We start from the raw sequence: 22,596 nt of genomic DNA, 5'->3' as shown, positions 1-22,596 counted from the left end.
TTCATGGTCGAGCGCACTGTTCAGGTCGCATCGTCGAAGGGCCTCCACGCCCGCCCCGCCTCGCTCTTCAGCCAGGCCGCGGCGAAGTCGGGCCAGAAGGTCCTCGTCAAGAAGGGCGACGCCACCGCGGTCAACGCCGCGTCGATCCTCGGCATCATCTCGCTCGGCATCGAGCACGGAGACGACCTCACCCTCACCGTCGAGGGCGACAACGAGCAGGCCGTGCTCGACGAGCTGGCGGAGTTCCTGACCACCGACCACGACGCCTAGATCCCACCGGCACCCCACTCGATCACCCCCGCTCTCTCACCGACGAGAGCACGACAGGAACCGAGCACTCATGACGCTGTCCACTCCTTCGACCGCCTACGCCTCTGCGAAGCTCCAGGGCACCGGAGTCGGCCGCGGGCTCGCCCTCGGGCCCGTCCTGCGCATGCCCGAGCCGCTCCCCGAGCCCGAGGACGTGGCGAGCACGCGCACTCCCGTGCAGGAGGAGGAGCGCGCCGTGTCGTCCCTGTCGGCGACGGCCGCGACGATCCGCCACCGCGGGGAGCGCGCGGGCGGCTCCGCGAAGGACGTCCTCGACGCGCAGGCGCTGATGGCGGAGGATCCGTCGCTCGCCGACGACGTCAAGGCGCGCATCGCGAACGGCAAGACGGCCGAGCGGGCGGTGCACGAGGCGTTCGCCGGGTTCCGCGACCTCCTCGTCGCGATGGGCGGGTACATGGCCGAGCGCGCGACCGACCTCGACGACGTCTCGCAGCGCGTCGTGGCGCACCTGCGCGGCGTGGCCGCACCGGGCGTGCCCGAGTCGGACGAGCCGTTCGTGCTGGTCGCCCGCGACCTCGCGCCGGCCGACACCGCGCTGCTGGACCTCGACAAGGTCCTCGGCCTCGTCACCAGCGACGGCGGTCCGACCTCGCACACCGCGATCCTCGCCCGCGAGAAGTCGATCACCGCGATCGTCGGCACCACCGGTGCACTCGACCTGCGCGACGGCCAGCTCGTGATCCTCGACGCCACCACCGGCGTCGTGACCGTGAACCCGTCGGACGTCGAGATCACGGAGGCGAAGGCCGCGATCACCGAGCGCGCCGAGCGCCTCGCCGCGCCCGTCGTCCCCGGCGCCCTCGCCGACGGCCACGCCGTCCCGCTGCTCGCGAACCTCGGCTCGGCCGACGGCGCGCAGGGCGCGGTCGAGCTGGGAGCGGAGGGCGTGGGCCTGTTCCGGACCGAGTTCCTCTTCCTCGACGCGAAGACCGCGCCGACCGTCGCCGAGCAGGCGGAGCAGTACACGCGCCTGCTCGCCGCGTTCCCGGGGAAGAAGGTCGTCGTCCGAGCGCTCGACGCCGGTGCCGACAAGCCGCTGAGCTTCCTCAACGACGACCACGAGGAGAACCCCGCCCTGGGGCTCCGCGGACTCCGCGCTCTGCGCGCCAGCGAGCAGATCCTCCGCGACCAGCTCACCGCCCTCGCGCAGGCCGACGCCGCGACCGACGCCGACCTCTGGGTCATGGCGCCGATGGTCGCGACCGTCGACGAGACCCGCTACTTCACCACGATGGCCCGCGAGCTCGGCATCCGCACCGCGGGCGTCATGGTCGAGGTGCCCTCCTCGGCCCTGCTCGCCGACCGGATCCTCGGAGTCGCGGACTTCGCCTCCATCGGCACCAACGACCTGACCCAGTACACGCTGGCGGCGGACCGGATGCTCGGCACCGTCTCCGCGTACCAGGACCCGTGGCACCCGGCCGTCCTCCGACTCGTCGGCGAGGTCGGTCGCGCGGGTGCGGCGCTGGGCAAGCCCGTCGGCATCTGCGGCGAGGCCGCCGCCGACCCCCTGCTCGCCGTGGTCCTCGTGGGCCTCGGCGCGACGAGCCTGTCGATGTCGCCCTCGGCTCTCGCCGACGTGCGCGCCGAGCTGGCCGAGCACTCCCTCGAGGACGCGAAGCGGTTCGCCGAGCTCGCGCTCTCGACGGACAGCGCCGCTGCGGCGCGCTCCGCCGTCACCGAGGCGATCGCCGCCTCCTGATCCTGCGGCCTCCCGGCCGCCGTCCCGCACCACCCCGTCAGACCCCCTTGCACCACCCCTCATCACGACCCGCCCGCGGGACCCGGCCGCTCAGGAACGACCGGATCCCGCACCAAGAATCGGAGAACACCACATGACAACGACGTCAGCGACGTCGACGCGCGGTGGAGCGCGCGTCCACATCCAGCGTTTCGGCACCTTCCTCTCGGGGATGGTCATGCCGAACATCGCGGCCTTCATCGCGTGGGGCTTCATCACGGCCCTCTTCATCCAGACCGGGTGGCTGCCGCTGCTCGGCGTCGACGCCACGTGGGTCCAGCAGTTCGGCGGTTGGAGCAGCGACCCCGACGTGGTGAACACCGGCCTCGTCGGCCCGATGATCACGTACCTCCTCCCGCTGCTCATCGCGAACACCGGTGGCCGCATGGTCTACGGCGCCCGAGGCGGCGTCGTCGGCACCATCGCGACCATGGGCGTCATCGTCGGCGCGGGCATCCCGATGTTCATCGGCGCCATGATCATGGGCCCGCTCTCAGCGTGGCTCATGAAGAAGGTCGACGCGATCTGGGACGGCAAGATCAAGCCCGGCTTCGAGATGCTCGTCAACAACTTCTCGGCCGGCATCCTCGGCCTCCTGCTGGCGCTCATCGCGTTCGCCGGTGTCGCCCCGCTCGTCGAGGGCCTGTCGGACATCCTGGGCGCCGGAGTCGAGTGGCTGGTCGGCGCGGGCCTGCTCCCGCTGACGAGCCTCTTCATCGAGCCCGCGAAGATCCTGTTCCTCAACAACGCGATCAACCACGGCGTGCTCACCCCGCTCGGCGTGCAGCAGGCCGAGGAGACCGGCAAGTCCTTCCTCTTCCTCCTCGAGGCGAACCCCGGCCCCGGCCTGGGCGTGCTCCTCGCCTTCGCGATCTTCGGAGTCGGTGCCGCCCGCGCCTCCGCTCCCGGCGCCGCGGTCATCCACTTCATCGGCGGCATCCACGAGATCTACTTCCCGTACGTGCTGATGAAGCCGGCCCTCCTCGCCGCCGTCATCCTCGGCGGAGCGACCGGTGTCGCCACCAACGTCGCCTTCAACTCGGGCCTGCGCGCGCCGGCCTCGCCCGGCTCGATCATCGCGGTGCTCCTGCAGACCGCGAACGACAGCTTCATCGGAGTCATCCTGTCGGTCATCCTCGCCGCCGCCGTCTCGTTCGCGGTCGCCTCGGTGATCATCCGCGCCGGCCGCAAGAGCGACCTCGCCGCAGCGCAGGAGGGCGACGACAAGCTCGCCGCCGCCGTCGCCGCGAACCAGGCCAACAAGGGCAAGGACAGCGCCGTCGGCTCGCTCATCAACGCCGGCGGAGCCAACACCCCGCAGGACTCCAGCGGCGCCTCCGTCGCCGGTGCCACCGCGACCGCGACCCAGGTCCGGAACATCGTGTTCGCCTGCGACGCCGGGATGGGATCGTCCGCCATGGGCGCCTCCGTCCTGCGCAACAAGATGAAGAAGGCAGGCTTCGAGGACGTCACGGTCACCAACAAGGCGATCGCGGCCCTCGAGGACGACGTCGACCTGGTCATCACCCAGGCCGAGCTCACCGAGCGCGCTCGCCAGCGCACGCCCGGCGCGATCCACGTCTCCGTCGACAACTTCATGAACAGCCCGAAGTACGACGAGGTCGTCTCGCTCGTCCGCGAGCAGCACGGCAAGTAGTCGGGATCGACATCCAGTAAGCACGACGAGGGGACCCGTAGGGTGCGACGAGGCGGACACGCTCCGCTCGCCCCTGCGGGTCCCCTCTCCCGTTCCACCCACGGAAGGACTGAAGCCATGAGCGAAGTGCTCACCATCGGACAGATCAACGCCTCCGGCACCGCCACCACGAAGGAGGCCGCCATCAAGGAGGCCGCCGACATGCTCGTGGGAGTCGGCGCGGTGACCCCCGCCTACCACGAGGCCATGCTCGCCCGCGAGGCGACCGTCTCCACCTACATGGGCAACCTGCTCGCGATCCCGCACGGCACCAACGACGCGAAGGACGAGATCCGCTCCTCCGCGCTGTCGTTCGTCCGCTACGCGCAGCCGATCGACTGGGACGGCAACGAGGTGCGCTTCGTCGTCGGCATCGCCGGCGTGAACAACGAGCACCTCGAGATCCTCTCGAAGATCGCCATCATCTTCTCGGAGGAGGACGAGGTGCAGAAGCTCCTCGACGCCCCCGACGCGCAGGCGCTCTACGGGCTCCTCGGGGAGGTCAACTCCTGATGCCCAAGGCCGTCCACTTCGGCGCCGGCAACATCGGCCGCGGCTTCGTCGGGCTGATCCTGCACGGGTCCGGCTACGAGATCGTCTTCGCCGACGTCAACGCCGCGCTGATCGACCAGCTGGCCGCCGCCGACAGCTACGAGGTGCACGAGGTGGGGGAGGAGTCGGTCACGCACGTGGTCGACCGCTTCCGCGCCGTGAACTCCGCCGCCGACGAGGAGGCCCTGATCCGCGAGATCGCGACGGCCGACATCGTCACGACGGCGGTCGGCCCCACCATCCTCCGCTTCGTCGCTCCCGTGATCGCGAAGGGCCTCGCGGCCCGGGACGAGTCCGCGGCACGGCTCAGCGTGATGGCCTGCGAGAACGCGATCAACGCGACCCGTCTGCTGCAGACCGAGGTCGCCGCGAACCTGGGCGCCGACGAGTGGGAGCGACTGCGCTCCCGAGCGGTCTTCGCCGACACCGCGGTGGACCGCATCGTGCCGAACCAGGAGCCGGGACAGGGCCTGGACGTCACCGTCGAGAGCTTCTTCGAGTGGGTCATCGACCGCACTCCCTTCGAGGGCGGCGAGCCGGAGCTGCCGGGCGCGACCTACGTCGACGACCTGGAGCCCTTCATCGAGCGCAAGCTCTTCACGGTGAACACCGGCCACGCGACGGCGGCCTACGTCGGCTTCGCGGCCGGCGCGCACAAGCTCTCGGACGCTCTGGCGATCCCGGAGGTGCACGACGCGGTCAAGGCGGCTCTCGAGGACACCAAGGCGCTCATCGTGGCGAAGCACGGCTTCAGCGACGAGGAGCAGCAGGCCTACCTCGAGAAGACCCTGAAGCGCTTCGGCAACCCGTACCTGACCGACACGGTCGACCGGGTCGGCCGTCAGCCCCTGCGGAAGCTGTCGCGCCACGAGCGCTTCATCGGCCCCGCGGCCGAGCTCGCCGAGCGGGGACGCACCCCGTCGGGGCTCCTGGCCGCCGTCGGCGCTGCGCTGCGCTTCGACGTGCCGGAGGACCCGCAGAGCGTCGAGCTGCGCGAGAAGCTCGCCGCGCTCTCGCCGGAGGAGTTCGTCGCGGATGTGACCGGGCTCTCTGCCGAGCACCCGCTGTTCCCGCAGCTCGTCGAGGTCGTGCGCTCCTAGCGGCAGGCAGCACGCCCCTGTCGGACGGACGGGACCCGAACGGGTCCCGTCCGTCAGTGCTTCCCCGCGAGGGTCAGTACAGCCGCCAGCGGGTCAGCGGCCAGGCGACGGCGAAGACGCGGCCCACCACGCGCTCGACGGGCACCGTCTTGACGCAGGCGTCGATCGGTCCGATCGCACCGCGGCAGAGCCCGAGCGAGTCGTTCGAGTTCGAGCGGTGGTCGCCGAGGACGAAGAGGGCGCCCTCCGGCACCGTGTACTCCTGGAAGCACCGGGTCGAGGCGGGCGTCGTCGAGCAGTCGAGGGACCCGGCGTCGAACGGGAAGTCCTCGAAGACGTAGTCCTCGTCGAGCGGCCGCCCGTCGACGAGCACCCGCCCCTCGGCGTCGCAGCACGAGACCGTCTGACCGGCCGACGCGATGACGCGCTTCACGAGGAACTCCTCGTGGCTGGGACCGATGCTCGTCACGTCGCCGAAGTACTTCACGGCCTCCGAGAGCGGGTTCCCGACCGTGTCGGCGGCCCCCCACGCCTCGTCGCGCGAGAAGACGACGATGCGCCCCGTCCCCGGCTCGCCCTGCAGTGCCGCGGTGCGGTCGACGAGGATCCGGTCGCCGAAGAAGCCGCCGCCCTGCAGGGTGCTCTCCATCGACCCGGTGGGCACGGTGTACACCTTCACGAAGAAGGTCTGCACGAGGGCGATGACGACGATCGCGACCAGCACCGTGACGAGCGGATGCGAGTACCAGCGCCGCCCGTCGCGGTCCGTGGATCTCCTCGTGCGCGCCATCGGCACTCCCTCCGTCGGCCCGACCCGGACCCGGGTGCCAGCCTAAGCGGCGGCGAGGGGCCGATCGGCGGAGGCGCGTCCTGTCCGGCCGCCCGTGCGACACGCCCGAGGTGGCGGAGCGGGCCGGAATCGCGTAGCATCGACCCTTGGTGTTTTGCGCGTGCTCCGGCACGCCCGCACACCGCATCCCGGGCACTCGCCCGGGGGAGGATCGCGCGGAAACATTCGCACGACCAGTACACACACTACTTCCGAACGACAGTGAGGCTATGGCCAAAAAAGACGGTGTCATCGAAATCGAAGGTGCGGTTGTCGAGGCGCTCCCCAACGCGATGTTCCGCGTGGAGCTGACCAACGGACACAAAGTTCTCGCCCACATCTCGGGCAAGATGCGTCAGCACTACATCCGCATCCTCCCCGAGGACCGCGTGATCGTGGAGCTGAGCCCTTACGACCTGACCCGCGGCCGGATCGTCTACCGCTACAAGTAGGCGTTCGCCCCGCTCCGTTCGCGACGTGCGTGTCCTGTAAGGAACGGCCCCGGCATCCGCCGGGAGCACGACGCCAGCGAAATCAAGGAACAGAACCATGAAGGTCAACCCCAGCGTCAAGCGCATCTGCGATCACTGCAAGATCATCCGCCGCCACGGCAATGTGATGGTCATCTGCAGCAGCAACCCCCGCCACAAGCAGCGCCAGGGCTAGTCCCGACCGCTGCTCCCGGCAGGGAGCGCCGGGGCGGTCCGCCGCCCCACAACCGAACACAGAACCGCAACGTCACCACTCGCGCTGCATCCCCGCCCCGGCGGGGACGAACGGCGAGGACACCCCCGGTGGAGGCCGGGGCACCGGCGTTGCATCACACCTCCACTCACTCAACAGGAGAAGCCACAATGGCACGTCTGGCAGGAGTAGACATCCCGCGCGAGAAGCGCGTGGAGGTCGCACTGACCTACATCTACGGTGTCGGCCGCACTCGGGCGCTCGCGACCCTCAGCGACACCGGGATCGACGGCAACATCCGAGTCAAGGACCTCAGCGACGACCAGCTCGTCGCGCTCCGCGACTACATCGAGGGCAACTACAAGGTGGAGGGAGACCTCCGCCGCGAGGTCGCCGCCGACATCCGCCGCAAGGTCGAGATCGGCTCCTACGAGGGCCTCCGTCACCGTCGCGGCCTCCCGGTCCGTGGACAGCGCACCAAGACGAACGCGCGCACCCGCAAGGGACCCAAGCGCACCGTCGCCGGCAAGAAGAAGGCCGGCCGCAAGTAACGCGGGCGACACGGACCTAGAGGAGATACACATTGGCTACCCCCAAGTCGGCCGCTCGTAAGCCGCGCCGCAAGGAGAAGAAGAACATCGCAGTGGGCCAGGCCCACATCAAGTCGACGTTCAACAACACCATCGTCTCGATCACCGACCCCTCCGGGGCCGTCATCAGCTGGGCCTCGTCCGGTGGAGTCGGCTTCAAGGGCTCGCGCAAGTCGACGCCGTTCGCCGCCCAGCTCGCCGCCGAGTCGGCCGCGCGCCAGGCTCAGGAGCACGGCATGAAGAAGGTCGACGTCTTCGTGAAGGGCCCGGGCTCGGGTCGCGAGACGGCGATCCGCTCCCTCCAGGCCGCAGGCCTCGAGGTCGGCTCGATCAACGACGTCACCCCGCAGGCGCACAACGGGTGCCGCCCGCCCAAGCGCCGCCGCGTCTAGCACCAGCACTCGCAGCCGTCGGTCGGCCGCGCTCCCGCCCTCCGCGGCGGGCGCCGGCCGACCGGCGGATCGCGCATTTCTTTCACAACTTCATACCTCGCAAACGCACGTGTCATATAGCGGACACGTGATCGAAAGGAATCAACAGTGCTTATCGCACAGCGTCCGACGCTCACCGAGGAGAACATCTCGGAGTTCCGTTCCCGCTTCGTCATCGAGCCCCTCGAGCCCGGCTTCGGCTACACGCTCGGCAACTCGCTGCGTCGCACCCTGCTGTCCTCCATCCCGGGCGCCGCTGTCACCAGCATCCGGATCGACGGAGTCCTGCACGAGTTCACGACGGTCCCGGGAGTCCGCGAGGACGTCACCGAGATCATCCTGAACATCAAGGGCCTGGTCGTCTCCTCGGAGCACGACGAGCCGATCACCGCCTACCTGCGCAAGCAGGGCGCCGGTCAGGTCACCGCCGCCGACATCTCGGCTCCGGCCGGTGTCGAGATCCACAACCCGGAGCTCGTCATCGCCACGCTGAACGACAAGGCGAAGTTCGAGCTGGAGCTCACCATCGAGCGCGGCCGCGGCTACGTGTCGGCGACCCAGAACCGCAGCGAGTTCTCCGAGGCCGGCCAGATCCCGGTCGACTCGATCTACTCGCCCGTGCTGAAGGTCACCTACCGCGTCGAGGCCACCCGTGCCGGCGAGCGCACCGACTTCGACCGCCTGGTCGTCGACGTGGAGACGAAGGCCGCGATCACGCCGCGCGACGCCATCGCCTCCGCCGGTCGCACGCTGACCGAGCTGTTCGGACTCGCCCGCGAGCTGAACAACGCGGCAGAGGGCATCGAGATCGGCCCCGCGCCGGTCGACGCCGTCCTCTCGACCGAGCTGTCGATGCCCATCGAGGACCTCGACCTCTCGGTGCGCAGCTACAACTGCCTCAAGCGCGAGGGCATCAACAACGTCAATGAGCTCGTCGCCCTCTCGGAGACGCAGCTCATGAACATCCGCAACTTCGGTCAGAAGTCGGTGGATGAGGTCAAGGAGAAGCTGACGGAGCTCGGCCTGTCGCTCAAGGACTCGGTCCCCGGGTTCGACGGCGCCCACTTCTACAGCTACGACGACGAGAGCATCTAGGTCTCCGCTCCGGAGCCTGAGGCTCTTCGCGACCGACCTGCTGACACCCCTTTAGTACTGGAGTAAACCCATGCCCAAGCCCACCAAGGGCCCCCGCCTCGGAGGCGGTCCCGCACACGAGCGTCTGATGCTGGCGAACCTGGCCGCGGCCCTGTTCACGCACAAGAGCATCAAGACGACCGAGACCAAGGCCAAGCGCCTGCGTCCGCTCGCCGAGCGCCTCGTCACGTTCGCCAAGCGCGGCGACCTGCACGCCCGTCGTCGCGTCCTCGCGACCATCGGCGACAAGTCCGTCGTGCACGAGCTCTTCACCGAGATCGCTCCGCTCGTCGCCGAGCGCGAGGGCGGCTACACCCGCATCACCAAGATCGGTCCCCGCAAGGGCGACAACGCCCCCATGGCGGTCATCGAGCTCGTCCTCGAGCCCGTGACCCCGAAGGCGAAGAAGTCCCGCACCACGGCGGCGCCGGCGACGGCTCCCGTCGCGGACGCGCCCGTCGAGGAGACCGACGTCCAGGACGCGCCGTCCGAGGACGTCGCGACCGTCCAGGACGCTCCTGTCGAGGACGCTCCTGTCGAGGAGACCAGCGAGACCAAGTAGTCCCGCGCGAACCTCGAGAGCCCTCCGTCCTCCGGGACGGGGGGCTCTCGTCGTTCCGGGAGGGCGGTCGTCGACACTCCGGTGGCGCGGAACGTCGCCTACGATGGCGTCATCGCGCTGCATCGCGCGACCGCGCCGCCCGGTGCGGCCGGGGCCGCCGCCCCGGTGAGCCTGCGGAAGGGGAGTCGTGCGCCTGCGCTCCCGACGACCGGCCGTCCTGGTCCTCTCCCTCGTCGTCGTCCTCGCGGGCTGCTCGTCCGAGCCGGTGGTCGAGATCCCGGAGCAGTCCGGAGCGACCGCGGTGATCACGCCGACGCCGGTACCCGCCGAGCCGACCGCCGCCGCGCAGCCGGTCCTGGACTGCGCGACCGTCCTGCCCGCCTCGCGGATCGAGGAGAGCACGGGGCTGCCGACCCGATCGGTCGCGCTGGTCGGCGACGGCCGACGCTGCACCTACTCCGTCGCGGGCAACCCCTCCGCGCTCGAGGTGACCCTCGCGCCCGCCCGCCTGCTCGAGACCTTCGTCGGTGCGGGAGAGGCCGTCGGTGCGACGCCGGTGCCCCTGGGTGATGCCGGCTACCGCGTCGACCGCGACGCAGGGGCGTCGCAGCCCGGCGAGCTGGCGATCCAGGCCGGCGGCTACGAGGTGCGCATCGTCTCGCACCTCGGGGACTCCGCCGCCGCGCTCGACTGGGCGGAGACCGTCCTCGCCGCTGCCGGCGTGCGCCTCTAGGCCGGATCCGACCGGCCGGGGAGGCCCGGTGCGTCGATCTAGACTCGACGGGTGCTTCACCGCGTCCGCCTCGACCTGGCCTACGACGGCTCCCACTTCTCGGGCTGGGCGCTCCAGCCCGGACTCCGCACGGTGCAGGGGGTGCTCGAGGACGCGCTGTCGAAGGTGCTGCGCACGCCAGAGCGCACGACGGTCACGGTGGCGGGCCGCACCGACGTCGGCGTGCACGCCAGCGCGCAGGTCGCGCACGCCGACCTCAGCGAGGAGCAGTGGATCCGGCTCAGCGGCGGTCGCCGCGCGGGCGAGGGGACGCTGCCGCAGGAGGCGGTGCTGGAGCGGCGGCTGCGCGGGATCCTCGGGCAGTACTCGGACCTCAGCGTGCACCGCGTCTCGCGAGCGCCCGAAGGGTTCGACGCCCGCTTCTCCGCCCGGTGGCGGCGCTACGAGTACCGGCTGGCGGACGCCTCGTCGCTGCGCCACCCGCTCGAGAGGGCGTACACGACGTGGATCACGGAGTCGGTCGACGAGGAGGCGATGAACCGGGCGGCGCAGTCGCTGCTGGGCCTGCACGACTACGCGTCCTTCTGCCGGGCGAGGGTGGGCGCGACCACGATCCGGACGCTGCTCGACTTCGACTGGGAGCGCGACTCCGACGGCGTCCTGCACGCGCACCTCCGGGCCGACGCCTTCTGCCACAGCATGGTGCGCGCGCTCGTCGGTGCCTGCGTCGCGGTGGGGCACGGGCGGCTCGCCGCGGAGGACGTCGAGGGGCTCCGCGACGACGCGGCCAGGACCAACGCGTTCGCGGTGATGCCGGCCCGCGGGCTCATCCTGCGCGAGGTCGACTATCCTGAGGAGTCCTCGCTCGCCGAGCGCGCCACCCGGACGCGCGTGCGCCGCACCCTGCCGGTCGCCGAGCCTCTCGCGGAGGACCCGTCATGATCCGCTCCACGCCCGCCGCCCTCGCCGGCGCTGCCGTGCTCGCGCTCGCACTCGTCGGCTGCTCGGGCACCACGGTCGACATCCCGGAGCAGGCGCAGCCCACCATCGCGACGCAGGCCCCCGCCGCCGGCACGACGCCCGCGACGACCGATCCGGCCGCTCCCGCGGCACCGACGCTCACCGCCGAGACGCTGGACTGCGCGCAGGTGCTGCCGGTCGAGACGATCGAGTCGGTCCTCGATCTCCCGGAGGGGTTCGCGACACCCTCCGAGCAGCTCGGGGCCTGCGCGTGGTCGATGGCCGGCAATCCCACTGCGCTGCTGCTCCAGACCGCGACGGGGGCGACTGCCGCCGACGTGACCTCGCGACAGGCGTCGACGGTGGGCGCCGTAGGCAGCGACCTGGGCGAGGCCGCCTTCTTCCAGCCCGGGGATCCGGCGCTGGACCCGGCGTCCACCCTCACGGTGCTCGCGGGGGACCGGCTCGTGTCCCTCCGGTCGTCGGTGGGCGCGCAGGACGCGCTCGAGACGCTCGCGGAGGACGTGCTCGCCGCACTCGGCGGGACGGAGTGAGCGGCTGCTCCCGTCCCGCGAGGGCCGCCGATCGGCGTCGTCGCCATCGCTGACGGTGTCGTCGCTATCGCTGACGCCGTCGTCGCTATCGCTGACGCCGTCGTCGCTATCGCTGACGGCATCTTTGCTGTAATGTCGACCCTTGGTGTTTTCGGCCGTGTGCCGAGCGCCCGAAGTTGAGCCCTCCACCGGATCGGTTCGGCCCCCTCGCGGGTCGAACGGCCACGGAGCGGGATTCACGAACACCTCACTCCGACCAGAAAGCAGCACTCACGTGACTCGCACTTTTTCTCCGAAGCCGGCTGACGTCCAGCACGACTGGATCGTCATCGACGCGTCCGACGTCGTGCTCGGCCGTCTCGCCACCCACGCCGCGGCGCTCCTGCGCGGCAAGCACAAGGCCACCTTCGCGCCGCACATGGACATGGGCGACTTCGTCATCATCGTCAACGCGGAGAAGGTCGCCCTGACCGGCCAGAAGCTCCTCCAGAAGAAGGCCTACCGCCACTCCGGCTACCCGGGAGGCCTCTCGGCCACCACGTACGCCGAGCTCCTCGAGAAGAACCCGGTCCGCGCCGTCGAGAAGGCCATCCGCGGAATGCTCCCCAAGAACTCCCTCGGCCGTGCGCAGCTGCGCAAGCTGAAGGTCTACACGGGCACCGAGCACCCTCACGCGGCGCAGCAGCCCAAGGCGTACGCCTTCACCCAGGTCGCCCAGTAGGCTCCGGCCCTCCCCGACACCCCAGACTTCGAAGACAAAGGATCACCTACACCGTGGCGAAGATCGCAGACCAGATCGACGTGGCTCCCGAGAGCTACTCCACCGAAAGCCCGGCCACCGAGGCGTCCTCGACGCCCCGCGCCGTCCTCAACGTCTCCGGCGCAGCCGTGGGCCGTCGCAAGCAGGCCATCGCCCGCGTGCGCCTGGTCCCGGGCTCCGGCAGCCTGACCGTCAACGCCCGCGAGTTCGCGGAGTACTTCCCCAACAAGCTGCACCAGCAGCTGATCACCGACCCGTTCAAGGTGCTCGACCTCGTCGGGTCGTACGACGTCGTCGCGAAGATCACCGGCGGCGGCCCCTCCGGCCAGGCCGGCGCGCTGCGCCTCGCCATCGCCCGTGCGCTGAACGAGATCGACCGCGAGAACAACCGCGCCATCCTCAAGAAGGCCGGCTTCCTCACGCGCGACGCCCGCGTCATCGAGCGCAAGAAGGCCGGTCTCAAGAAGGCCCGCAAGGCGTCGCAGTTCTCGAAGCGCTAGTCGGTGCGGCCCCTCGGGCCGCGCGACCAGTAGCTGGAGAAGTGGACTGCGCACTATGACGCGCCTGTTCGGAACCGACGGCGTCCGTGGCCTCGCGAATCGCGAGGTCACGGCCGACCTGGCTCTCGGCCTCGCCCAGGCGGCCGCCCGTGTACTCGGTGCGGCCGCCCGGGCGGAGGGTCGACGCCCCCTCGCGGTGCTCGCCCGCGACCCCAGAATCTCCGGCCAGTTCATCGGCGCCGCTGTCGCCGCCGGACTCGCCAGCGCCGGAGTCGACGTCCTCGACGCCGGCGTCATCCCCACGCCCGCGACCGCATACCTGATCGCCGACGAGCAGGCCGACTTCGGCGTGATGATCTCGGCGTCGCACAACCCGGCCGCCGACAACGGCATCAAGTTCTTCGCCGCGGGCGGGCGCAAGCTGCCCGACGAGCTCGAGAACCGCATCGAGGCGGCTCTCGGCGTCCCCGCGCTCACGCCCACCGGCCCCGACGTCGGCCGGATCCGCCGCTTCTCCGACGCGGAGGACCGCTACGTGGTCCACCTGCTCGGGTCGCTCGGCAGCACCCGACTCGACGGCCTGCACGTCGTCATCGACTGCGCGCACGGCGCGGCGGCCGGCATCTCGCCCGAGGTCTTCACCGACGCGGGCGCCACCGTCACCGTGATCGGCAACGATCCCGACGGCCTGAACATCAACGACGGCGTCGGCTCGACGCACCTCGACCACGTCGCCGAGGCGGTCCTCGCGGCCGGAGCGGACCTGGGCATCGCGCACGACGGCGACGCCGACCGCTGCCTGGCCGTGGACGCCACCGGGCGCGTCATCGACGGCGACCAGATCATGGCGATCCTCGCGACGTCGATGGCCCGACGCGGCGTGCTCCGGGACAACGTCCTGGTCGCCACCGTCATGAGCAACCTGGGCCTCAAGATCGCGATGGCCGACGCCGGCATCCGCGTCATCGAGACCGGAGTGGGCGACCGCTACGTGCTCGAGGCGATGAACGACGGAGGTTACTCCCTCGGCGGCGAGCAGTCGGGCCACGTCATCATGAGCCGCTTCGCGACGACCGGCGACGGTGTCCTCACCGGCCTGCAGCTCGCGGCCGAGATGGCGCGCTCCGGGAAGAGCATCGCCGAGCTGGCCTCGGTGATGAAGGTGTTCCCGCAGACCCTCGTGAACGTCCGCGGCGTCGACCGCGAGGGCGTGCACGACGACGAGGTCATCGCGGCCGCGGTCGCGGACGCGTCCGCCGAGCTCGGCACGGGCGGTCGCGTCCTGCTCCGCCCCTCCGGGACCGAGCCGATGGTGCGCGTCATGGTCGAGGCGACGACGCAGGAGACGGCCGACCGCCTCGCGCAGTCGCTCGCCGACGTGGTGCTGGAGCGGCTGCGCTCCTAGGGAGCGCGCGTCCGGCGGATCTCGAGACGCCGGCTGCTCGATCAGTGAGGGAGGCGCGGTCTCTCTTCTGCGAGCGGAGTTCCGCCTGCTCGAGACAAGTCGACGCCGCGGGGCTCCCGCGACGCTCAGATCTTGCGGAGGAGCACCGACGACACCGCGTGGTCAGACTGCTTGCGCAGGACCAGGCTGGCGCGGCTGCGCGTGGGGCGCACGTTCTGCACGAGGTTCGGCTCGTTGATCGCCTCCCAGATGCTGCGGGCGCGCTCGCGGGCCTCGTCCGGCGTGAGGGTCGAGTAGCGGTGGAAGTAGGAGTTCGGATTGGCGAACGCTCCCTGCTGCAGCGCGAGGAAGCGCTCCTCGTACCAGCGGGCGATGTCGCCCGTGCGCGCATCGACGTACACGGTGAAGTCGAAGAGGTCGCTGACGGCGAGGCCGTGCCCGGGAACGGGCGGCTGCAGCACGTTCAGCCCCTCGACGATGAGCACGTCGGGCCGGCGCACCACGATCTCCGCGTCCGGGACGATGTCGTACGAGAGATGCGAGTAGAAGGGTGCGCGCACTTCGGCGGCTCCGCCCTTCACCTCCGACACGAAGCGGAGCAGAGCGCGGCGGTCGTAGGACTCGGGGAAGCCCTTGCGGCTCATCAGCCCGCGCCGCTCGAGCTCGGCGTTGGGCAGCAGGAAGCCGTCGGTGGTCACCAGCTCGACGCGGGGAGTGTCCTCCCAGCGGGCGAGCAGCTCGCGCAGGAGCCGCGCGATCGTGGACTTGCCCACCGCCACCGAGCCGGCGACTCCGATCACGAAGGGGGTGGGCTGCGCCCGCTCGCCGAGGAACGTGCTCGTCGCCCGGTGCAGATGGCGGGAGCCGGCGGCGTACAGCGCGAGCAGGCGGGAGAGCGGCAGGTACACCTCCGCCACCTCGGTGAGGCTCAGCCGATCGCCCAGCCCGCGCAGCTGCACGACCTCGGTCTCGGTCAGCGGGAGCTCCGTGGACCGGGCGAGCTCTGCCCAGTCGGAGCGGACGATCTCGACGAACGGGGAGGGCTGCGCCTCGCGGCCGGGTTCGCGAGCTGACGACGGCATAGGCACCGATCCTAGCGGCCGCGGGCGCACCGGCCCGGTCGCGGCGATCGGGGCCTCCGGCGCGGTTAGGATCGAGCCCATGTGTGGAATCGTGGGATACGTCGGCGCGCGTGACAGCCTGGCCGTGCTGCTCGGCGGCCTGAAGCGTCTGGAGTACCGCGGGTACGACTCCGCGGGAGTGGCCGTCATCGACGCGGACGGGGTGGTCGACAGCCGCAAGCGCTCCGGCAAGCTCAGCGTCCTGGTCGACGACCTCGAGGCGAACCCGCTGGCGCAGGGCACGACCGGCATCGGGCACACCCGGTGGGCGACCCACGGCGGGCCGACCGATCGCAACGCCCACCCGCACCTCGCGGACGACGGCAAGCTGGCCGTCATCCACAACGGCATCATCGAGAACTTCCAGCCGCTCAAGGAGGAGCTCGCCGCCGAGGGCGTCGTCTTCGAGAGCGAGACCGACACCGAGGTCGCCGCGCACCTCATCGCCCGCGAGTACCGCCGCACCGGCGACCTCGTGCTCTCCTTCCAGGCGATCGTCGCGCGGCTCGAGGGCGCCTTCACGCTCCTCGCCCTGCACCAGGACCAGCCGGGTGTCGTGGTCGGCGCCCGCCGCAACTCCCCGCTCGTGATCGGCCTGGGCGACGGCGAGAACTTCCTCGGCTCGGACGTCGCGGCGTTCGTCGAGTTCACCCGTCGCGCGGTCGCGATCGGGCAGGACCAGATCGTCACGATCACCCCTGATCTCGTCACCGTCACCGACTTCTTCGGCGAGCCCGTCGAGACCGAGCCGTTCGAGATCGCCTGGGACGCGTCCGCCTCCGAGAAGGGCGGCTGGTCGAGCTTCATGGCGAAGGAGATCACCGAGGGTCCCGAGGCCGTCGCCAACACGCTCCGCGGACGCATCCACGAGGGCGTCGTCACGCTCCCCGAGCTCGAGGGTCTGGACCCGATCCTCACGGACATCGACCGGATCACGATCATCGGCTGCGGCACCGCCGCCTACTCGGGCATGGTCGCCAAGTACGCGATCGAGAAGTGGGCGCGGGTCCCCGTCGAGGTCGAGCTGAGCCACGAGTTCCGCTACCGCGACCCGGTCCTCAGCCCGCGCACGCTCGTGGTCTCGATCAGCCAGTCCGGCGAGACGATGGACACCCTGATGGCGGTCAAGTACGCCCGGGAGCACGGCGCGAAGACGCTCTCGGTCTGCAACACGCAGGGCGCGACGATCCCGCGCGAGTCCGACGCGGTGCTCTACACGCACGCGGGCCCGGAGGTGGCGGTCGCCTCGACCAAGGCCTTCGTCGCGCAGATCGCGGCTCTCTACCTCTTCGGACTGCACCTCGCCACCGTGCGGGGGGCCTCCTCCGCCGAGGTCATCGCCTCGCAGGCCGCCGAGCTCCAGGCGATCCCCGAGAAGCTGTCGAAGGTCCTCGACGCCTCCGACGACATCGCGCAGCTGGCCGGCTGGATGGCCGACACCCGCGCCGTGCTCTTCCTCGGCCGCCACGTCGGCTACCCGGTCGCCCTCGAGGGCGCGCTCAAGCTCAAGGAGCTGGCGTACATCCACGCCGAGGGCTTCGCCGCCGGCGAGCTCAAGCACGGCCCGATCGCGCTGATCGAGCCCGGCCAGGTCGTCTTCGTGATCGTGCCGAGCCCGAGCGAGTCGTACGAGCTGCAGCGCAAGGTGATCTCGAACATCCAGGAGATCAAGGCCCGCGGAGCGCGCGTCATCGCGATCGCGGAGCAGGGCGACACCGCGGCGATCCAGATCGCCGACGAGGTCGTGCCGATCCCGCTCGCCGACCCGCTGTTCGAGCCGCTGCTCGCGGTCACCCCGCTGCAGATGTTCGCGATGGAGCTCGCGACCGCGAAGGGCCTGGACGTCGACCAGCCGCGCAACCTCGCCAAGTCGGTCACGGTCGAGTGATCCCGTCGTGATCGTGGGGATCGGCGTGGACGTCGTGGACCTCGCCCGCTTCGCGCGGGCGATCGACCGCACGCCGCGCCTCCGCGATCGCCTGTTCGCCCCGAGCGAACGCCATCTCCCCGTCGCCTCCCTCGCCGGGCGCTTCGCGGCGAAGGAGGCGCTCATCAAGGCGCTGGGGGACTCGGCCGGGGCGCGCTGGCACGACATGGTCGTCGAGCGCGACGAGCACGGGAACCCGTCCTTCGCCCTCCACGGTGCGGCGCGGGTGGCGGCGGATGCGCGGGGAATCGCGCGGATCCACCTCTCGATGACGCACGACGCCGGCGTCGCCTGCGCGTTCGTGGTGGCCGAGTCGTGACCGCGCCGCAGTCGTTCCGCGAGGCGCTGATCGACGCCGACGCGATCGCCCGGAACGTGGGGCGGATGCGGGAGCTGACGGGTGCTCGTCGGGTCATGGTGGTCGTGAAGGCCAACGCCTACGGCCACGGAGCGCTCGCGGCGGCGCAGGCGGCGCTCGCGGGCGGGGCCGATGCGCTCGGCACGGCGGACCTCCGGGAGGCGGTCGCCCTGCGCGAGGCGGGGGTCCTCGCTCCGCTGCTCTGCTGGCTGCACGACCCCGGCGAGGACTTCGACGCGGCGGTCGAGCACGGCATCGACGTCGGCGTCTCCTCGCTCGCCCAGCTCGACGCGCTCGCCCAGGCGGCCGAGGACCGCGGGGCGCGCGCGGCGGTGCAGCTGAAGCTCGACACGGGCCTGAGCCGCAACGGCGCTCCGGAGCAGGAGTGGCCCGAGCTCGCCGAGGCTCTCGTGCGGCACACCGCGCGCGGTGTCCTGCATCTGACGGGGGTGTTCTCGCACCTCTCGAACACGTCGCGCGAGGAGGACCTCGCCCAGCTCGCGGTCCTGGCCCGCGGAGAGGCGCTGCTGCGCGAGCGCGGCGTCGCAGCACCCCTCGTGCATCTCGCGGCGTCCGCCGGTGCGCTGCGGATCCCGGAGGCGCGGCGCGACATGGTCCGCGTCGGCATCGGGGCGTACGGCCTCTCGCCCTTCGATGACGAGACCTCGCTCGAGCTCGGCCTCGTCCCGGCGATGACGCTGCAGGGGCGCGTCGCGGGCGTCCGGCGCGTCGACCAGGGCGTCGGCGTCAGCTACGACTACACCTACCGGGCCGATGCCGCGACCGGCCTCGCGCTCATCCCGTTCGGCTACGCCGACGGGATCCCGCGCAGCGCCTCCGGCGTCGCCGAGGTGCACATCCGCGGACGCCGCCACCGCATCGCCGGTCGGGTGGCCATGGACCAGTTCGTCGTCGACGTGGGCGACACCCCGGTCGAGGCCGGCGACGCCGTCACCCTGTGGGGCGACCCCACGACCGGCGTCCCCTCGGTCGACGAGTGGGCGCGCTGGTGCGGCACGATCAACTACGAGCTCGTGACCCGGGTCGGCGGGCGCGTGCAGCGCCGGGTGCTCGGCGGCGATCGTGGCTGAGCGCGCCCGGTCCGCCGACCGCGCTTCGTTCGCCGACCGCACCGTGGAGGTCGCGGATCCGGAGGAGATGGAGGAGCTCGGCCGCGAGCTCGGCCGCTCGCTCCGCGCCGGTGATGTGCTGGTGCTCACCGGACCGCTCGGCGCGGGCAAGACCACGTTCACGCGGGGGCTGGGGGAGGGTCTGGACGTCCGCGGCCCCGTGACGAGCCCGACCTTCGTGATCGCGCGCACGCATCCGCCTCTGCACGACGGCCCGCCGCTCGTGCACGTCGACGCCTACCGCGTGGGCTCGGCGGTCGAGCTGGACGACCTCGACCTCGATCTCGAGCACTCCGTCGTCGTCGTGGAGTGGGGTGCGGGGCTGCTGGACGGGGTCGCGGAGTCGTGGCTCGACATCGTCATCGAGCGCCCGACCGCCGGCTCCGACGCCGCGGAGGGCGAGGAGCCGATCGAGCCGCGGACGGTCCGCTTCCGCGGCACCCGCTGGGTGTGAGCCGCGCGGGTACCCTGTCAGGGTGCTGCTCGCGATCGACACCTCCTCCGGAACCTCCGTCGCCGTCGTCGACGACCGGGGCGCCGTCCTCTCCGAGCGCTCGGAGAGCGACACCATGCGGCACGCCGAGGTCGTCGGCCGACTGATCCAGGCGTCCCTCTCCGGCGCCGGTGCGACCAGCGCCGACATCGGGGCCGTCGCGGTCGGCATGGGTCCCGGACCCTTCACGGGCCTGCGGGTCGGGATCGCCGCCGCGCGCGCCTTCGCCTTCGGCCGCGGCGTCCCCGCGCTGCCGGTCGTGTCGCACGACGCCCTCGCCCTGGCGGCGCTGCGCGAGGGACGGGAACCCGGGTTCCTGGTCGTCACCGACGCCCGCCGCCGCGAGCTCTACTGGAGCGCCTACGCGGGACTCGACGAGCAGGGGCTCCCCGTGCGCGTCGACGGCCCGGGATTGGACAAGCCCGGGTCGCTGCCCTTCCCCGAGCTTCCCCGGCTCGAGGCCGCGTCCGTGTCGGCCGCGGCACTGGGGGCCGTCGCCGCGCTCGGCCGTGCGGCGGGCCGGGCCCCTGCGGCCGACGAGCCCCTCTACCTCCGCTCGCCCGATGTGACGCTGTCGGCCGGGCCCAAGCGGGTGACGGCGTGAGCGCACAGCTGCGCAGGGCCGTGCCGGCGGACCTCGACGCGATCATGGCGATCGAGGAGTCGGAGTTCACGAGCGACGCCTGGTCGCGCACGATGATGGCGGAGGAGATCCGCAGCGCCCACACGCACTACCTCGTCGCGGAGGACGACGGAGTCGTCACGGGGTACGCCGGGCTGCTCTGCCCGCGCGGCGCCCACGAGGGGGATGTGCAGACGATCGCGGTCCTCGCCTCCGCCCGACGCCGCGGACTGGGGCGGCGCCTGCTGCGCGCCTTGCTCGCCGAGGCGCGCGAGCGCGGCGCCCGCGAGGTGTTCCTCGAGGTCCGCGCGGACAACCCCGGGGCGCAGACCCTCTACCGATCGGAGGGCTTCGACGAGATCGGGGTCCGCCCCGCCTACTACCAGCCCGACGGAGTGGACGCGATCGTGATGCGCGCCCCACTCGCGCCGGCGACGGAGGAGACCGCATGAGCGCCGGACCGCTCGTCCTCGGGATCGAGACCAGCTGCGACGAGACGGGGATCGGCATCGTCCGCGGCACCACGCTGCTCGCCAACACCATCGCCTCGTCGATGGACGAGCACGCGCGCTACGGCGGAGTGGTGCCGGAGGTCGCCGCGCGCGCCCACCTCGAGGCGCTCGAGCCCACGCTCCGAACGGCCCTCGCCGAGGCCGGCGTCGCCCTCGAGGACCTCGACGCGATCGCCGTCACCAGCGGCCCGGGCCTGTCCGGCGCGCTGATGGTCGGCGTGGGGGCGGCGAAGGCGCTCGCCGTCTCACTGGGGAAGCCCCTGTACGCCGTGAACCACCTAGTCGGCCACGTCGGGGCCGACGTGCTGCGGGCCGACGGCAGCGAGGGCAGCCCGGTCGAGGTGCCCACGATCGCACTGCTGGTCTCGGGCGGTCACACATCGCTCCTGCACGTGCGCGACCTGGTGTCGGACGTCGAGCTCCTGGGGGAGACCATCGACGACGCGGCGGGGGAGGCGTTCGACAAGGTCGCGCGCGTGCTCGGCCTGCCCTATCCGGGCGGTCCGCAGATCGACCGGGTGGCCGCTCTCGGCGATCCGCGCGCCATCCGCTTCCCGCGCGGGCTCAGCCTGCCGAAGGACCTCGAGCGCCACCGCTACGACTTCTCGTTCTCCGGGCTCAAGACCGCCGTCGCCCGCTGGGTGGAGAAGCGCCAGGACGCGGGCGAGGAGGTGCCGATCGCCGATGTGGCGGCGAGCTTCCGCGAAGCGGTCGCCGACGTGCTGCTGACGAAGGCGATCGCGGCGTGCCGCGACCGGGACGTGCCGCGGCTCCTCCTGGGCGGCGGAGTCGTCGCGAACGCCCGCGTCCGCGCCCTCGCGCAGGAACGCTGCGACGCGGCGGGGATCCAGCTGCGCATCCCGGCGCTCTCGCTCTGCACCGACAACGGGGCGATGATCGCGGCGCTCGCCGCCCAGCTCATCCGGGCCGGTCGCGCACCCTCGAGTCTCGACTTCAGTGCCGACTCGACCCTGCCGGTCACCGAGATCCAAGTCCACTAGTCGTGGATCCGGCGCTCTGCAAGCGGCGCTCAGCCTTTTGACAGCGTGCTCGGCGCCCTGCCACGCTGGCCTCTCCTGCCGTTCCTGATCAAGGGGGATCCCATGACCACTCCGTACACGCCGACCACCGATCGCTACAACATCCTGGCGATCATCGGCTTCATCGCCTCGTTCTTCGTCTCCGTCGTCGGGATCGTCCTCGGCTTCATCGCCCTGTCGCAGATCAAGCGCACGGGGGAGAAGGGACGCGGCCTCGCGATCGCCGCGATCGTCATCGGCTTCGCCGCCCTGATCCTCGGAGTCATCGTCGGAGTCCTCTTCTTCGCCGCGCTGGCCACCGTCCCGATGTCGGAGTACTGACGACGGCCGGTCCCTCGGGGGACCCTAGGCTGGACGGAGCCGCGCGAGGGGAGAGCACGTGAACGACGAGTCCGCCGGGGCGGTCGCCGGGAACCCGGCACCCCCTCTGCCGTTCGCCCCTCCGACGGGAGCACCGTCGGCGGCCTACCCGCCGCCGGCGGGCTCCGCGGATCCGCACCCCGGCTTCCCGGGTGGTCCTCGTCCGCGGACGCCGCTCAACGGCCTCGCGGTCGCCGCACTGCTCTGCGGGATCCTCGGTCTCGCACCCGCGGCGATCGTGCTCGGCCACGTGGGCTTCGCCCAGGCCCGGCGCTCAGGCCAGCGCGGACGCGGTCTGGCGATCGCCGGCTTCGCGCTGGGCTACCTGGTCGTGATACTCGCCGTCGTCGCGTACCTCGCCTACACCGCCTTCGTCGGCGGCCTGCGTTCCGACGGGTATCTGCCCGCCTGAGGTCTCCGACGGGTGCTGGATAGACTCGGCGCCATGAGCGACAGCGCCGCGCCCGGCTCC

General features: G+C 71.4%; 28 protein-coding genes. 26 read left to right on the top strand and 2 right to left on the bottom strand.

Features of this window, described 5'->3' with window-relative positions:
- Positions 1-3 precede the first annotated feature (3 nt).
- The 5 genes from IOC53_RS04390 to IOC53_RS04370 all read left to right on the top strand — a co-directional run bounded on the left by IOC53_RS04390 (position 4) and on the right by IOC53_RS04370 (position 5,419).
- Complete coding sequence (locus tag IOC53_RS04390; RefSeq protein ID WP_107574610.1) at positions 4-270, top strand: HPr family phosphocarrier protein; 267 nt, start codon at positions 4-6, stop codon at positions 268-270.
- Between the two features lie 70 nt (positions 271-340).
- On the top strand, positions 341-2,032 hold the full coding sequence (gene ptsP, locus IOC53_RS04385) for a phosphoenolpyruvate--protein phosphotransferase (RefSeq protein ID WP_207403167.1): 1,692 nt from the start codon (positions 341-343) through the stop codon (positions 2,030-2,032).
- Positions 2,033-2,165: 133 nt separating this feature from the next.
- A complete protein-coding gene (locus tag IOC53_RS04380) occupies positions 2,166-3,728 on the top strand; it encodes a PTS mannitol transporter subunit IICB (protein WP_207403166.1) in 1,563 nt (520 codons plus the stop codon).
- A 117-nt stretch (positions 3,729-3,845) separates the two neighbouring features.
- Complete coding sequence (locus IOC53_RS04375) at positions 3,846-4,280, top strand: PTS sugar transporter subunit IIA (RefSeq protein ID WP_207403165.1); 435 nt, start codon at positions 3,846-3,848, stop codon at positions 4,278-4,280.
- Positions 4,280-5,419 carry a mannitol-1-phosphate 5-dehydrogenase gene (locus tag IOC53_RS04370; RefSeq protein ID WP_207403164.1) on the top strand — a complete coding sequence of 380 codons (1,140 nt, stop codon included), beginning with the start codon at positions 4,280-4,282 and terminating at the stop codon, positions 5,417-5,419. Before IOC53_RS04375 ends, IOC53_RS04370 begins: the two co-directional genes overlap by 1 nt.
- 73 nt (positions 5,420-5,492) lie before the next feature.
- Here IOC53_RS04370 and lepB read toward each other — a convergent pair whose 3' ends face one another.
- The gene (gene lepB, locus IOC53_RS04365) at positions 5,493-6,209 is read right to left on the bottom strand and encodes a signal peptidase I (protein ID WP_207403163.1); all 717 of its coding nucleotides are present in this window, start codon (positions 6,207-6,209) and stop codon (positions 5,493-5,495) included.
- Between the two features lie 269 nt (positions 6,210-6,478).
- Here lepB and infA point away from each other — a divergent pair, with 269 nt between their 5' ends.
- The 12 genes from infA (at position 6,479) to glmM (ending at position 14,561) form a co-directional block, all read left to right on the top strand.
- Positions 6,479-6,700, top strand: a complete 222-nt coding sequence (gene infA, locus IOC53_RS04360) for a translation initiation factor IF-1 (RefSeq protein WP_022883252.1) — start codon at positions 6,479-6,481, stop codon at positions 6,698-6,700.
- A gap of 97 nt (positions 6,701-6,797) precedes the next feature.
- The gene (rpmJ, locus tag IOC53_RS04355) at positions 6,798-6,914 is read left to right on the top strand and encodes a 50S ribosomal protein L36 (protein WP_055787164.1); all 117 of its coding nucleotides are present in this window, start codon (positions 6,798-6,800) and stop codon (positions 6,912-6,914) included.
- Positions 6,915-7,102: 188 nt separating this feature from the next.
- Positions 7,103-7,483, top strand: a complete 381-nt coding sequence (gene rpsM / locus IOC53_RS04350) for a 30S ribosomal protein S13 (protein ID WP_207403162.1) — start codon at positions 7,103-7,105, stop codon at positions 7,481-7,483.
- Positions 7,484-7,515: 32 nt separating this feature from the next.
- Positions 7,516-7,914, top strand: a complete 399-nt coding sequence (gene rpsK, locus IOC53_RS04345; protein WP_055787170.1) for a 30S ribosomal protein S11 — start codon at positions 7,516-7,518, stop codon at positions 7,912-7,914.
- A gap of 147 nt (positions 7,915-8,061) precedes the next feature.
- On the top strand, positions 8,062-9,048 hold the full coding sequence (locus tag IOC53_RS04340; RefSeq protein ID WP_173248947.1) for a DNA-directed RNA polymerase subunit alpha: 987 nt from the start codon (positions 8,062-8,064) through the stop codon (positions 9,046-9,048).
- A 70-nt stretch (positions 9,049-9,118) separates the two neighbouring features.
- A complete protein-coding gene (gene rplQ, locus IOC53_RS04335) occupies positions 9,119-9,649 on the top strand; it encodes a 50S ribosomal protein L17 (protein WP_207403161.1) in 531 nt (176 codons plus the stop codon).
- A gap of 187 nt (positions 9,650-9,836) precedes the next feature.
- Positions 9,837-10,382, top strand: coding sequence for a hypothetical protein (locus tag IOC53_RS04330; RefSeq protein WP_207403160.1), 546 nt, complete (start codon positions 9,837-9,839; stop codon positions 10,380-10,382).
- Between the two features lie 51 nt (positions 10,383-10,433).
- Positions 10,434-11,324 carry a tRNA pseudouridine(38-40) synthase TruA gene (gene truA, locus IOC53_RS04325; RefSeq protein WP_207403159.1) on the top strand — a complete coding sequence of 297 codons (891 nt, stop codon included), beginning with the start codon at positions 10,434-10,436 and terminating at the stop codon, positions 11,322-11,324.
- Complete coding sequence (locus IOC53_RS04320; protein ID WP_207403158.1) at positions 11,321-11,896, top strand: hypothetical protein; 576 nt, start codon at positions 11,321-11,323, stop codon at positions 11,894-11,896. Before truA ends, IOC53_RS04320 begins: the two co-directional genes overlap by 4 nt.
- A 274-nt stretch (positions 11,897-12,170) precedes the next feature.
- A complete protein-coding gene (gene rplM / locus IOC53_RS04315) occupies positions 12,171-12,617 on the top strand; it encodes a 50S ribosomal protein L13 (protein WP_207403157.1) in 447 nt (148 codons plus the stop codon).
- Between the two features lie 53 nt (positions 12,618-12,670).
- On the top strand, positions 12,671-13,156 hold the full coding sequence (gene rpsI / locus IOC53_RS04310; protein WP_194607437.1) for a 30S ribosomal protein S9: 486 nt from the start codon (positions 12,671-12,673) through the stop codon (positions 13,154-13,156).
- A gap of 55 nt (positions 13,157-13,211) precedes the next feature.
- Positions 13,212-14,561 (top strand): phosphoglucosamine mutase, encoded by a 1,350-nt coding sequence (gene glmM, locus IOC53_RS04305; protein ID WP_207403156.1) that lies wholly within the window; start codon positions 13,212-13,214, stop codon positions 14,559-14,561.
- 125 nt (positions 14,562-14,686) lie between these two features.
- On the opposite strand, the gene coaA is transcribed toward glmM, so the two are convergent.
- Positions 14,687-15,643, bottom strand: coding sequence for a type I pantothenate kinase (gene coaA, locus IOC53_RS04300; protein ID WP_207403155.1), 957 nt, complete (start codon positions 15,641-15,643; stop codon positions 14,687-14,689).
- 79 nt (positions 15,644-15,722) lie between these two features.
- Between coaA and glmS the strand changes: the two genes are divergently transcribed.
- From glmS to IOC53_RS19175, 9 genes are all read left to right on the top strand, one after another.
- A complete protein-coding gene (glmS, locus tag IOC53_RS04295; RefSeq protein WP_207403154.1) occupies positions 15,723-17,570 on the top strand; it encodes a glutamine--fructose-6-phosphate transaminase (isomerizing) in 1,848 nt (615 codons plus the stop codon).
- Positions 17,571-17,577: 7 nt separating this feature from the next.
- Complete coding sequence (locus tag IOC53_RS04290; protein ID WP_207403153.1) at positions 17,578-17,928, top strand: holo-ACP synthase; 351 nt, start codon at positions 17,578-17,580, stop codon at positions 17,926-17,928.
- On the top strand, positions 17,925-19,058 hold the full coding sequence (gene alr, locus IOC53_RS04285; RefSeq protein ID WP_207403152.1) for an alanine racemase: 1,134 nt from the start codon (positions 17,925-17,927) through the stop codon (positions 19,056-19,058). Before IOC53_RS04290 ends, alr begins: the two co-directional genes overlap by 4 nt.
- A 67-nt stretch (positions 19,059-19,125) precedes the next feature.
- Positions 19,126-19,551: a tRNA (adenosine(37)-N6)-threonylcarbamoyltransferase complex ATPase subunit type 1 TsaE gene (gene tsaE / locus IOC53_RS04280; protein WP_207403244.1), complete on the top strand. Its 426-nt coding sequence runs from the start codon at positions 19,126-19,128 to the stop codon at positions 19,549-19,551.
- Between the two features lie 22 nt (positions 19,552-19,573).
- Complete coding sequence (gene tsaB, locus IOC53_RS04275; protein ID WP_207403151.1) at positions 19,574-20,194, top strand: tRNA (adenosine(37)-N6)-threonylcarbamoyltransferase complex dimerization subunit type 1 TsaB; 621 nt, start codon at positions 19,574-19,576, stop codon at positions 20,192-20,194.
- Positions 20,191-20,664, top strand: a complete 474-nt coding sequence (gene rimI, locus IOC53_RS04270) for a ribosomal protein S18-alanine N-acetyltransferase (protein WP_207403150.1) — start codon at positions 20,191-20,193, stop codon at positions 20,662-20,664. The genes tsaB and rimI overlap by 4 nt, the downstream gene beginning before the upstream one ends.
- Positions 20,661-21,725: a tRNA (adenosine(37)-N6)-threonylcarbamoyltransferase complex transferase subunit TsaD gene (gene tsaD / locus IOC53_RS04265; protein ID WP_207403149.1), complete on the top strand. Its 1,065-nt coding sequence runs from the start codon at positions 20,661-20,663 to the stop codon at positions 21,723-21,725. Before rimI ends, tsaD begins: the two co-directional genes overlap by 4 nt.
- A gap of 102 nt (positions 21,726-21,827) precedes the next feature.
- Positions 21,828-22,085: a DUF4190 domain-containing protein gene (locus IOC53_RS04260; protein ID WP_207403148.1), complete on the top strand. Its 258-nt coding sequence runs from the start codon at positions 21,828-21,830 to the stop codon at positions 22,083-22,085.
- A gap of 58 nt (positions 22,086-22,143) precedes the next feature.
- Complete coding sequence (locus IOC53_RS19175) at positions 22,144-22,536, top strand: DUF4190 domain-containing protein (protein WP_207403147.1); 393 nt, start codon at positions 22,144-22,146, stop codon at positions 22,534-22,536.
- Positions 22,537-22,596 lie beyond the last annotated feature (60 nt).

Origin of the sequence: Rathayibacter sp. SD072 (assembly GCF_017355185.1) — a bacterium.
Taxonomy (GTDB): Bacteria; Actinomycetota; Actinomycetes; order Actinomycetales; family Microbacteriaceae; genus Rathayibacter.
The sequence above is the reverse complement of the archived record's forward strand: the minus strand, read 5'-3'. Positions and strand labels throughout refer to the sequence as shown.